General features: G+C 33.0%; 10 protein-coding genes, 2 tRNA genes and 2 rRNA genes (1 of these 14 cut by a window edge). 3 read left to right on the top strand and 11 right to left on the bottom strand.

Translation table 11 applies throughout. The features are described from left to right. The first annotated feature begins 179 nt into the window (after window positions 1-179). A complete protein-coding gene (gldJ, locus tag ACP15M_RS11925; protein WP_425077609.1) occupies window positions 180-1,865 on the top strand; it encodes a gliding motility lipoprotein GldJ in 1,686 nt (561 codons plus the stop codon). 68 nt (window positions 1,866-1,933) lie between these two features. After that, window positions 1,934-3,199 (top strand): UDP-N-acetylmuramoyl-tripeptide--D-alanyl-D-alanine ligase, encoded by a 1,266-nt coding sequence (locus ACP15M_RS11920; RefSeq protein ID WP_425077435.1) that lies wholly within the window; start codon window positions 1,934-1,936, stop codon window positions 3,197-3,199. A gap of 3 nt (window positions 3,200-3,202) precedes the next feature. Here ACP15M_RS11920 and ACP15M_RS11915 read toward each other — a convergent pair. The 9 genes from ACP15M_RS11915 to ACP15M_RS11875 all read right to left on the bottom strand — a co-directional run bounded on the left by ACP15M_RS11915 (window position 3,203) and on the right by ACP15M_RS11875 (window position 10,579). Beyond that, window positions 3,203-3,277 (bottom strand) — tRNA-Val (locus ACP15M_RS11915). A gap of 51 nt (window positions 3,278-3,328) precedes the next feature. Then, a tRNA-Val gene (locus tag ACP15M_RS11910) sits at window positions 3,329-3,403 on the bottom strand. A gap of 62 nt (window positions 3,404-3,465) precedes the next feature. Next, window positions 3,466-4,686, bottom strand: coding sequence for a bifunctional folylpolyglutamate synthase/dihydrofolate synthase (locus ACP15M_RS11905; protein ID WP_425077434.1), 1,221 nt, complete (start codon window positions 4,684-4,686; stop codon window positions 3,466-3,468). Next, complete coding sequence (locus tag ACP15M_RS11900) at window positions 4,686-5,540, bottom strand: energy transducer TonB (protein WP_425077433.1); 855 nt, start codon at window positions 5,538-5,540, stop codon at window positions 4,686-4,688. Before ACP15M_RS11900 ends, ACP15M_RS11905 begins: the two co-directional genes overlap by 1 nt. A 42-nt stretch (window positions 5,541-5,582) precedes the next feature. Continuing rightward, window positions 5,583-5,978, bottom strand: a complete 396-nt coding sequence (locus ACP15M_RS11895) for an ExbD/TolR family protein (protein ID WP_425077432.1) — start codon at window positions 5,976-5,978, stop codon at window positions 5,583-5,585. Then, the gene (locus tag ACP15M_RS11890) at window positions 5,978-6,673 is read right to left on the bottom strand and encodes a MotA/TolQ/ExbB proton channel family protein (RefSeq protein ID WP_425077431.1); all 696 of its coding nucleotides are present in this window, start codon (window positions 6,671-6,673) and stop codon (window positions 5,978-5,980) included. Before ACP15M_RS11890 ends, ACP15M_RS11895 begins: the two co-directional genes overlap by 1 nt. Before the next feature lie 66 nt (window positions 6,674-6,739). After that, window positions 6,740-8,131, bottom strand: coding sequence for a sodium:proton antiporter NhaD (gene nhaD / locus ACP15M_RS11885; RefSeq protein ID WP_425077430.1), 1,392 nt, complete (start codon window positions 8,129-8,131; stop codon window positions 6,740-6,742). Between the two features lie 8 nt (window positions 8,132-8,139). Continuing rightward, window positions 8,140-9,366, bottom strand: a complete 1,227-nt coding sequence (locus ACP15M_RS11880) for a Glu/Leu/Phe/Val dehydrogenase dimerization domain-containing protein (protein WP_425077429.1) — start codon at window positions 9,364-9,366, stop codon at window positions 8,140-8,142. A 148-nt stretch (window positions 9,367-9,514) separates the two neighbouring features. Beyond that, window positions 9,515-10,579, bottom strand: coding sequence for an anhydro-N-acetylmuramic acid kinase (locus tag ACP15M_RS11875; protein ID WP_425077428.1), 1,065 nt, complete (start codon window positions 10,577-10,579; stop codon window positions 9,515-9,517). A 93-nt stretch (window positions 10,580-10,672) separates the two neighbouring features. Here ACP15M_RS11875 and ACP15M_RS11870 point away from each other — a divergent pair, with 93 nt between their 5' ends. Then, window positions 10,673-11,815 carry an acyl-CoA dehydrogenase gene (locus ACP15M_RS11870; RefSeq protein ID WP_425077427.1) on the top strand — a complete coding sequence of 381 codons (1,143 nt, stop codon included), beginning with the start codon at window positions 10,673-10,675 and terminating at the stop codon, window positions 11,813-11,815. 252 nt (window positions 11,816-12,067) lie between these two features. On the opposite strand, the gene rrf is transcribed toward ACP15M_RS11870, so the two are convergent. After that, window positions 12,068-12,175, bottom strand: a 5S ribosomal RNA gene (gene rrf / locus ACP15M_RS11865). 114 nt (window positions 12,176-12,289) lie between these two features. Continuing rightward, window positions 12,290-12,597 (bottom strand): 23S ribosomal RNA (locus tag ACP15M_RS11860) (it continues 2,511 nt past the right edge of the window).

Here is a 12,597-nt window from a genome sequence, read left to right as displayed (position 1 = left end):
TTTAACCAACCGTTATTAAAGTCAAAATACATCGATAAACTGAGTAAAAGTCCGTTATATTGCATGAAAAACAGGATGAAATGCAACTTTTTTTTCAATCTATTTGCTAAAAAATGTTGTTATTTTACCTTTAATTGCTATATTGCGTGTCTAAAAATTTAATTAGCTTACTTAAAAGTATGGATATGAAAAACGTCTTAAACCTAAGGATACTATTAGCCCTAATGATATCTTTAACAATTGTAGGTTGTAGTAGAAACTCTTCAAACAAGAACAGTTCTAGAGCTACTGGATGGAAAATTAATGACAAAAATGGTGGTTTTCAATACAATGACAAGTTCCAAGAACAAGAAACAAGTCCTGGTTTAGTATTCATTGAAGGTGGAACATTTACTATGGGTAAAGTTCAGGATGATGTTATGCATGATTGGAATAACAGTCCAAATCAGCAACACGTTCAATCATTTTATATGGATGAAACTGAGGTTACCAATAAAATGTATACAGAATACCTAGATTGGATCAAAAGAACATATCCACCAGAAGAAGAAAATTTCAGATTAATTTATCAAGGCGCTTTACCAGACACATTAGTTTGGAGAAACCGATTAGGGTATGCCGAAATGATGACAGAAAACTACTTACGTCATCCTGGTTATGGAGAATACCCTGTTGTAGGTGTGAGCTGGATTCAAGCTGTAGAATTTGCAAGCTGGAGAACCGATAGAGTTGCTGAAATGGATTTACAAAATGCAGGTTATTTAGAAAGAGATTCACATTTAACATCATCTGCAGATAGTAACTTTAGTACAGATACTTACATCAATGCTCCTACATTAACTTATGGAGGAAACGATAGTATTATCAATCCAGCTAAATCAAGAAAAAGAGTTCAAGTTACTGCTGCTGGTGATACTATTAACAATTATGCAAGAAGAGAATCTGGAATTATATCTCCAGACTATAGACTTCCAACTGAAGCTGAATGGGAATATGCTGCTTTAGGTATGAGCGAATTAAGAAGCTTTAATGTTTACCGAGGACGTAAAAAATACCCTTGGGATGGACAATATACACGTTCTGGAAGAAGAAAAACTAAAGGAGATCAATTAGCAAACTTCAAACAAGGAAAAGGTGATTATGGTGGAATTGCAGGTTGGTCTGATGATGGTGCAGATATCACTGCTCAAGTAATGAGTTACGAACCAAATGATTATGGTTTATATGATATGGCTGGAAATGTTGCTGAATGGGTAGCAGATGTTTATCGTCCAATTGTAGATGATGAGTTTAGTGATTTCAACTACTATAGAGGTAATGTTTATACTAAAAATGCGATCAACGAAGATGGTACTGTTAAAGTAGTAACGCCAGATGAAATTGTATACGATACTTTAAGTAATGGTCAAATTGTTGCTAGAAATCTTCCAGGAGAAATATTACAAGTTGCAGTTGATGAAGATGACACATACCTAAGAACAAATTTTGATAGAAGTGACAACAGAAACTTTAGAGATGGTGATGTAAGATCATCTAGAAGCTACGCTACAGATTTTGATGAAGAAGAAGGTGAAAATTCAGAAGAAACTATGACTAGAAAAATGTATAATTCTCCTAAACATAACATAGAAAGAGATTCTACTGGCAAAATTTTAAAAGAATATGATACTTCTAACCAAAGAACTTCTTTAATTAATGATAACGTTAGAGTTTATAAAGGTGGTTCATGGAGAGATAGAGCATATTGGATTGATCCTGCTCAGCGTAGATATTTCCCTCAAGATATGGCTACAGATTATATTGGTTTTAGATGTGCTATGTCAAGAGTTGGTTCTAAATCTAAAGGCAGTAAAAAAAGAAACTAAAATTTATTTTCAATAAAAAAAAGTCCTAACTATTAATGTTAGGACTTTTTTTTATTTACATTTAATTTATGACAATAGAAGAACTTTATAAAGCCTTTTTAAAATGCGACTCTATATGTACAGATACTCGAAAAATCACTTCTGGTTGCATGTTTTTTGCTCTAAAAGGCGACAACTTTAATGGAAACACATTTGCTCTAGAAGCTTTGAAAAAAGGTGCTAAATATGTTGTTATTGACGAAGAAGAATACAACAAACACAAATCCTGTATATTAGTTGCCAATGTGTTACAAGCATTGCAGTATTTAGCAACTCATCATAGAAAAATTTTAAACATTCCTATCATTGCATTAACAGGAAGTAATGGAAAAACTACAACGAAGGAATTGATTAATGCTGTACTATCAACAACTTATAATACCAGTGCAACTAAAGGGAACTTAAACAACCACATAGGAGTTCCTTTAACGCTTTTAGAATTTACAAAAGATACAGAAATTGGTATTGTTGAAATGGGAGCAAATCACCAAAAAGAGATTGAATTTTTATCAAATATTGCTTTACCAGACTTTGGATTAATTACAAATTTTGGCAAAGCACATTTAGAAGGATTTGGTGGTATTGAAGGTGTCATTAAAGGAAAATCTGAATTGTATAACCACCTAAAAGCTAATGATAAATTTGTATTCATTAATGTAAACGACAAATTGCAAATTGAACAAGTTGGAAACTACAAAAAGATTATCAAATTTGGATCAAATATGACCATGCTAGATGCTCAACCCTTTATTAATGTACAGTTTAATTCTATTCAAGTAAAAACCCATTTAACAGGAGCTTATAACTTTAATAATATTTGTGTTGCTATTGCAATTGGTTTACATTTTAAAGTTGAAGATTATTTAATCGCTAAGGCAATTGAAGGCTATATTCCTTCTAATAATCGTTCACAAATCATAGAAAAAAACACCAATAAAATTATTCTTGATGCATACAATGCAAATCCTACAAGCATGATGGCTGCTTTAGATAACTTTGGAAGTATGAAAGGCAAGCAAAAAATTGCCGTTTTAGGAGATATGTTTGAATTAGGCAAAGCTTCAGAAGTAGAACACCAAGCCATAACAGACTATGCACAACTGTTTAATATCGAACATATTTTTTTAGTTGGAAAACATTTTTTCAGAACTAAAAATAATGCAAGCAATGTAAAATGTTTTGAATCTTTTGAAGACTTAAAAGGTAAACTATCTCGTATGCCTTTAAAAAACAAAATCATACTAATAAAAGGCTCTAGAGGTATGGCCTTAGAGAGAATTTTAGAAGATCTTTAAAAGTGGGTCATACTGGATTCGAACCAGTGACTTCTACCCTGTCAAGGTAACACTCTGAACCAACTGAGTTAATGACCCTTTTAATTAAAAACAAAAAAGTTCACATAGTATGTGAACTTTTTATTGTTGTGGGCGCGAAGGGATTCGAACCCCTGACCCCTTGGGTGTAAACCAAGTGCTCTGAACCAACTGAGCTACGCGCCCTAAATATTGGACTGCAAATATAGTCTAGTTTTTTAATTAGCAAAAGCTTTTTTTAAAAAAAATTAAATTATTTCAGCAACTACAAATGTACTACCTCCAACATAAATTAAATCTTCTGGACTTGCGCTTTGAAAAGCAGAATTAAACGCCTCATTTACTGAATTATAACAACGTCCTTTAAAACCATTTTTCAAAAATTCATTTTGAAGCTGCTTTGCATCCATTCCTCGAGGTATATCTGGTTTGCAAAAATAGTATGTAGCATACTTTGGTAACAATGGAAGTATCGCATCTAGATCTTTATCATTAACGATTCCATAGACGATATGTAGCTCCTGAAAGTCTTCTTCCTCTAATTGCTTCATTACATAATACAAACCTTCTTTATTATGCGCTGTATCACAAATCACTTTTGGATTATTTTGAAGTATTTGCCAACGACCTTTCAAACCAGTATTGCTTATAATATTTGTAAGTCCGTTGATTAATTGTGCTTGTGAAACAAAAAATTGTTTTTGATTGTTTAATACTTTTATGGTTTGCACAACTGTTTTGATGTTATGCTTTTGATAATTACCTCTTAAATCACTTTCAAAATTTTCACTAATAAGTTGATCTGCAAAATATACCTCTGTAGAATTCTGTTCAGCAATTTCAATGAATACATCTTTCGTTTCGTCTTGCGTTTGACCAATAACAACAGGCACTTTAGGTTTTATGATACCAGCTTTTTCTTTGGCTATGGCTTCATATGTATTTCCTAGAAATTGTGTGTGATCAAAACCAATATTTGTAATCACAGAAATTTCGGGTGTAATAATATTTGTTGAATCTAGTCGACCTCCTAATCCAACTTCAACAATAGCGATGTCAACATTTTGCTTCTTAAAATAATCAAAAGCCATTCCAACAGTCATTTCAAAAAAAGACAATGGATTCTTTTTAAAAAATGAAAAATTTCGTTTTATAAATCCAATAACAAACTGCTTACTTACTTCCTTACCATTAATTTTAATTCGTTCTCTAAAATCTTTAAGGTGTGGAGATGTGTACAATCCAACTTTATAGCCAGCTTCTTGAAGTATTGAAGCCAACATATGACTTGTAGAACCTTTCCCATTAGTTCCAGCGACATGAATGCTTTTAAAATGCTTTTCAGGATGATTGAGATACTTGGCTAAAAGAATGCTGTTAGATAAGTCTACTTTATAAGCTGATTTACCTTGATTTTGATACATAGGCAACTGCTTAAACATCCAATTGACAGTATCTTGATAGTTCATCAGTTTGTCGGTGTAAAGTTTACACTCACTTTACCATACTGTCTAGCTGGTGCTTTAGAATCTGCACGCCATTTATAAGACAATGCTATTTTTTTTGCTTGTGCTTTTAAACATGAGGTAGCATTATTACTTCCTCTAGCTCCTGGAATAGCTTCAATAACTTTACCACTACGATTCACTACAATATCGACAACTATTAATCCATATTCATTTTCACAACCATCATAAAGCGTATAATCTGGAGTTCCTCTACCATTTAAACCATAACCAACACCTCCATTACCTGAACCTGGAGTTCCTTTGTAAGGAGCATAAGGACTTCCATCTAATTCTCCTTTATCTCCTGGTCCATCACCTGGTCCTTCTCCACTTTTTGTAGGTCCATCAGAGTTTTTAACACCTCCAATTAATGCGTCGAGTTTATCTTTTTTGTCTTGCTCTTCTTTAGCAATACGTTCAGCTTCTTCTTTTTTTAGTTGTTCTAAACGTTCGGCTTCAGCCTTTGCTTTAGCGGCTTCTTCTTTAGCTTTTTTTATGGCTAATGCTTCAGCAGACTCATTAGTAAGTACATCTTCCGACTGACTATTAGATTCTGTTGTTTCTTCAGGTTGAGCTTTATCAGCTTGAGTATCTTCCTTTACAATTTCTTCAGTAGGTTTTGATTTTATAGGTTCAGTAGGTTGAATATTCCCTGAACCAACAGGTGAGTTTCCAAAATTAACCGCAACTCCATATTCTTCGGGTGGATCCATATATGGAGGTCCAACCACAAACAATAGCAATATCAATATCATCACTATAAGTGTTGTGATTTTTGCTGAATTACGTTCGTGTTTGGTTTTTAAGTACTTCATAGTAATGCATGTGCAAACTTTATTCCGAAAACAAATTAAAGATTAATTATTTGGCTTGACAGCTAGAATAACTTTAAACTTATTACGGTTAGCAATGTCCATAACTTTTACAACATTCTCAACTGGAACAGATTTTTCAGCACGTAGTACAATTGTAGGTTGTTCTTGAGATGAAAGCATTGTAATCAATTCGGTTTCGAGAACACTTCCTCCTACTAATTTCTGATCAATATAATAGTTAAGGTCTTTAGTTATACTTACAGCAACAGACTGCTTATTTTCAGTTTTCCCACTGGCTTTTGGTAATAAAATATCAATTGCATTAGTGGTTACCAACGTAGAAGCAAGCATAAAAAATATCAGTAGCAAGAATACAATATCTGTCATTGAAGACATATTGAATTCTGGTTTGACTTTATTTCTACCTCTAATATTCATTAAATAGGCTCGTTTAAGTGATCTAAGAATTCTAATGAATTTGACTCCATTTGGTATACAACTTTATCGGTTCTAACAACCAAATGATTGTAAGCCATGTATGCAACAATACCAACAATTAAACCAGCAACAGTGGTTGTCATAGCAGTATATAATCCATCCGAAAGTTGTTTGATATCAATTTGTCCACCAGAATTAGCAATCTCAAAGATTGATAAAATCATCCCTATTACAGTTCCTAAAAACCCAATCATAGGAGCAATACTTGAAATGGTAGCCAAAACACTTACATTTTTTTCTAAACCATATAACTCTAATCTACCAGCATTTTCAATAGCTGTATTGATATCTTCAAGTGGTTTACCTATTCTAGTTATCCCTTTATTAATAAGTCTTGATACAGGAGAATTAACCTGAGCACAAAGCATTTGAGCAGAATCAATTTTACCATTACTAACATGATCTTTAATTTGATTCATAAAATTAGCATCAATTTTTGAAGCTGCTTTAATAGCAAATAAGCGTTCAAAATAGATATAAATAGCTGCAATTAGAAGTACAAAAAGTATTGCAATAATAATTTGACCTGCAGTTCCTCCACTACTTATTAATTCGATAATAGATAGTGTTTTTTCGGTAGATTCTGAATCAGGAACTAATTCAGTTCCATCTTGAATATTACTCTGTAATAACATATAAATAGAGTATTGAAATTAATTTATTAGTGTAATAACGCCTTTTTTGGTTCAAAAGTATTCGAACTAAAATAATGTTCTTGTCACCATAAAGGTAGCAGCTCCTGCAATAAAGCCAAGAAGTGCTAGCCAAGATATTTTTTTAAGGTACCAGAAAAAATCTATTTTTTCCATTCCCATAGCAACAACTCCAGCAGCAGAACCGATGATAAGCATACTTCCTCCAGTTCCAGCTGAATACGCAATAAAATGCCATAATTCATTATCAATTGGTTCTGAGAACATTCCTAAACTTGCTGCTACTAATGGTACGTTATCGATTACAGCAGAACCTACTCCTAAAAGCAGTACAACTAAATCGGAAACACCTTCACCATGAAACTCTGTTCCTAGCATTGGCATAGTTTCTTGTAATGTTCCTGCAAATCCGAATAAGATTCCTAAAGATTCAAGTGCTGCTACTGCCATTAAAATTCCAAGGAAAAATAATATACTTGGTAATTCAATTTTAGATAACGCATGATGTACAGGACTATGGCTAGCGTGTTCAATATGCTCATCAGAATCAACTCCAGAGAGCGCAAATTTAGAGTTACTATATATTTCAGCAAAAATAGCGACAATACCTAAAGCTAACATCATACCAACATAAGGAGGTAAATGAGTAATTGTTTTAAAAAATGGAACAGAAACAATTCCGCCTAACCCTAAATATAACATTGTAGAGCTAAACTTATTTTTTGGCTTATCATTATCTTCAACCTTTTCCAAATTCCCTTTAAAAGCAGGTAAAAAAGATGCGATTAAAGTTGGCACAATCATACACAACAACGAAGGAATAAATAAATACATGAATAGTTTTCCTGTGGTTACTTTGTCTCCAATCCAAAGCATTGTAGTGGTAACATCTCCAATAGGAGACCATGCTCCTCCAGCATTAGCAGCAATAATAATCAAACCTGCATACCAGATACGAACACTGCGATCTTTTACAATTTTTTGAAGAATAGAAATTAATACAATAGTCGCTGTTAAATTGTCTATAATTGCTGATAAGATAAACGCTAGTATAGCAAATATCCATAGTATACTGCGTTTACTATTTGTTTTTATAAAGCTTTTAATCGTTGAAAACCCGTCAAAATAATCAATGATTTCGACAATAGTCATTGCGCCTAAAAGAAACACTAAAATTTCAGATGTCTTTCCTAAATGATGTAATAAGGTTTCCTCCATAATATGCATCTTATTTTCATGATCTAAAGTAGAAAACCCATCAACCAAGCCATGATTTGCAGAATCAAACCATTGTGTGAACGAATCGATTCCTAAAGCAATTAATGCCCAACTAATAGCCATCATGACTAAAGCTGGAATAAGTTTATCAATTTTAATACTATGTTCTACTGTAATGGCTAAATAGCCTAATACAAAAACTAAAATTATTATTGTTTCCATAGGTTGTTTTAAATAAGTTGGCTCAATGCGATTTCAAAGGCAGTTGCACTAATTCCTGTTTTTGTTTGATTTTTATCGTAAACGTTTTGGATGGCTTTTTTTATGGTATTAGAAGTGTCATTAAAAATTGCTTCATCTGTCATTTGAACTTTGCGTTCCATAAAGTAAGCAAAGACTCTTGCCATACCACAATTTGATATAAAGTCTGGAATTAGACTTACTTTATTATCTGTATGTTCCATGATTGGTCCAAAAAATATTTCTTTATCAGCAAAAGGTACATTTGCACCACAAGAAATAACTTCTAAACCAGTATCAATCATGGCATCTATTTGTTCTTTGGTAATTAATCTAGAAGCTGCGCAAGGTGCAAAAATTTCGGTTTCTAAAGACCAAATTTTTTCATTCATTTCATCAAATGGAATGAGAAGATCACTAATTAATGTATTACCATCTTTATTAGAGTATAGTTGTGTGATTTCTTCAAAGCTAAACCCTTCTTCTTTTATCAATCCGCCTACTCTATCAATAATACCTACTACCTTTGCTCCCATTTGAGCTAAGTAAAATGCAGCTGCAGCTCCTACATTTCCAAAGCCTTGAACAATAGCTCGTTTACCAACTACAGAATCGTTTTGAATATTATAAAAATGTTTAACTGCTTCAGCTACTCCAAAACCAGTTATCATATCTGCTACTGTATATTTTCTTGAAACATTAGGAGAGTATTTCGGGTTTTCAATAACTTTAATAACACCATGACGTAATTGACCAATGCGATTAATCTTATCGGCTTGGGTTGGTTTGAAATGGCCTTCAAAAACACCTTCCTGTGGATGCCAAACACCACTCTCTTCAGTAATAGGAATTACTTCATGAATCTCATCGACATTTAAATCACCTCCTGTTCCGTAATAACTTTTTAACAAAGGTGACACCGCTTTATACCAACGTTCAAGAACACCTTTTTTACGAGGATCATGAGGATCAAAATTAATTCCAGATTTAGCTCCTCCAATTGAAGGTCCAGAAACTGTAAATTTAACCTCCATAGTTTTTGCCAAAGACAAAACTTCATTCATGTCTAACCCTTTTCGCATTCTAGTTCCTCCTCCTGCAGCTCCACCTCTTAGCGAGTTGATTACTGTCCATCCTTCAGCTTCAGTTTCAGGATCTTTCCAATTAAAAACAATTTCTGGTTCTTTGTCTTCGTACGTTTGAAGTAAGTCTTTCATTAAGATAGTTAGTTAAATTTCAGCAAATATAAAAAACAAAAAATGGCTTTAAAAAGTAAAGCCATTATATTATTGCAAAAACAATTAAATTTTAGTTTAAGCTGATTTCTACAAATCTATATTTTTACTGTTTTAATTTTTAATCCTGTTAAATAGTATAAATTGTACCCGAAGAATGGTCATGTGACGCTCCAGTAACACTAGCTAAACAATTAGTTTCTCCTCGTAACTTTAACACACCTAAAAGTCCGAAAATAAGTGCTTCTTTGTATTCTATTATCAATTTAGAAGGAATTACAATTTCGTTCTTACAAAAAGCTTTTAATCGCTCAATTAAAAATGTATTGTAAACTCCTCCTCCAGAAATTAAAACTGAGGCAGTTGTTTGTTTATTTAATACTGAAGAAATTTGAACAGCGATATGCTCTACCACTGTTCGTAATATGTCTTTAACTTCAAGTTGATGTGAATCAATAATTGGGATTATATTTAAATTTACCCATTCTAAACCAAGTGATTTGGGAAAATCAAGTTTATAAAACTCTAATGCATTTAATTTTGCTAATAGTAAAGAATCTACTTTTCCTTCAGAAGCTATATTTCCATTAGCATCATACTCTAAACCCAATATTTTACTATAATGATTTAGAACAATATTTACCGGACAAATATCAAATGCAATACGATTGTTATTATCTTCAAACGAAACATTAGCAAAACCTCCAAGGTTTAAACAGTATTTATAATCTGAAAACAATAATTGATCGCCAATAGGAACCAAAGGTGCACCTTGTCCGCCAAAAGCCACATCTTGAACCCTGAAATCACATACTACTTTATGTTGTGTAAGTTTAGCTATTTTTTTTTGATTTCCAATCTGATATGTAAAGCCTTTTTTTGGTTGATGCAAAGCTGTGTGTCCATGAGAGCAAATAGCATCAATATCCTTTATTTTATATTTATCTATAAAGCTATTAATTACATTAGAGAGATAAACTGTATATTCTACATCGATCTGTTTTAAATCATTTAAATTTAGATAAATCAGCTTAGAAAGCTTTTCTAACCAAAATTGTGAATATGGAATAGTTACAACATTAAGTATTTCGAATGTCCATTTTTTATTACACTCAAATGTCAAATATGCTAAATCAATTCCATCTAAAGATGTTCCAGACATCACACCAATAACATTGTATCTAGATTTTATCATATTCAGTAAAAATAGGAATCATTATTGAAAATATACCAATAAAGACTTATCTTTGACATCATTTTTTTATCAAATTAATAACAAAACTTTACTATGGATTTTAGCTTAACTGAAGAACACCTAATGATACGCGACGCAGCTCGTGATTTTGCGCAAACCGAATTACTTCCTGGCGTTATAGAACGTGATGACAAGCAACAATTTCCTCAAGAATTAGTAAAAAAGATGGGAGATTTAGGGTTCTTAGGTATTATGGTCGATCCTAAATATGGAGGAAGTGGAATGGATGCTATTTCATATGTACTTATAATGGAAGAACTTTCTAAAATTGATGCCTCTGCTTCTGTTATGGTATCTGTTAATAATTCTTTAGTTTGTTATGGTTTAGAAGCTTTTGGTAACGAAGAGCAAAAACAAAAATATTTAACCAAATTAGCAACAGGTGAGTACTTAGGAGCTTTTTGTCTAAGTGAACCTGAAGCTGGAAGTGATGCAACATCACAAGCCACAACAGCAATAGATAAAGGCGATCACTATGTTTTAAACGGAACAAAAAACTGGATTACTAATGGTGGACGAAGTGATGTCTATTTGGTAATCGCTCAAACCGATAGAGATAAAGGACATCGAGGCATTAATGCTTTTATTGTTGAAAAAGGAATGCCAGGTTTTGATATTGGTCCTAAAGAAGATAAGCTAGGTATTCGTGGAAGTGATACACATACACTACAATTTAATGATGTAAAAGTTCCAAAAGAAAATAGAATTGGAGATGATGGTTTTGGGTTTAAGTTTGCGATGAAAACTCTATCTGGCGGAAGAATTGGTATTGCTGCTCAAGCCCTAGGTATTGCTTCAGGAGCTTATGAATTGGCTTTAAAATATTCTAAAGAACGTAAAGCATTTGGTACTGAAATTTGTAATCATCAAGCTATTGCCTTTAAATTAGCAGACATGGCTACTGAAATTGAAGCTGCTCGTATGCTTGTTATGAAAGCTGCTTGGGATAAAGACCAAGGTAATAACTATGACATGTCTAGTGCCATGGCAAAATTATATGCAAGCAAAGTAGCTATGGAACAAACAGTTGAAGCCGTTCAAATTCATGGTGGAAATGGATTTGTAAAAGAATACCATGTAGAACGTTTAATGAGAGATGCAAAAATCACTCAAATTTATGAAGGAACTTCTGAAATACAAAAGATTGTGATTTCAAGAGGTGTTATAAGAGAATAAATAAAGAACTTTTATAAAAAACAAAAGTCCAACATATCTTTGTTGGACTTTTTTATGATACATATTTACTGTATTACTCAACATCATCTCTCAACAGTCTATCTATTCCTCTAAAACACTCAAAAAACAAAAATCTATAAGAAAATTTTTATTCCAAACAATTATGAGCAGTCTATTTGATTAAGAGCTGGTATTGGGAGATAATATATAAAAAGAAAAACGCCCTTACTAAACTATAGTAAGGGCGTTTAAAAAAGGCGACGACCTACTCTCCCACAAATGCAGTACCATCGGCGCAAATGGGCTTAACTTCTCTGTTCGGAATGGTAAGAGGTGAGCCCCATCGCTATAACCACCTTAAATTTTTATCCTAAACTTGTTCAGGATATGGTTGTTATAAATAATCAACACTAATATTGTTGACATATTGAGAAAATTACATAAAAAGTTTGTTTGTACTCTAAAAAACAGGTGTACAATAAGCCTATGGGTTATTAGTACTACTTGGCTATGACATTACTGCCTTTACACCTATAGCCTATCAACGTGGTCATCTTCCACGACCCTTTAAAGAAATCTCATCTTGTGGTAGGTTTCGCGCTTATATGCTTTCAGCGCTTATCCTTTCCCAACGTAGCTACTCTGCAATGCCACTGGCGTGACAACAGATACACCAGAGGTTAGTCCAACTCGGTCCTCTCGTACTAGAGTCAGATCCACTCAAATTTCTAACGCCCACAGTAGATAGAGACCGAACTGTCTCACGACGTTCTGAACCCAGC

Origin of the sequence: Psychroserpens sp. S379A, assembly GCF_049800755.1 — a bacterium.
Taxonomy (GTDB): Bacteria; Bacteroidota; Bacteroidia; order Flavobacteriales; family Flavobacteriaceae; genus Psychroserpens.
Note: the sequence above shows the minus strand (reverse complement) of the source record. Positions and strands in the feature narration are given on the sequence as shown.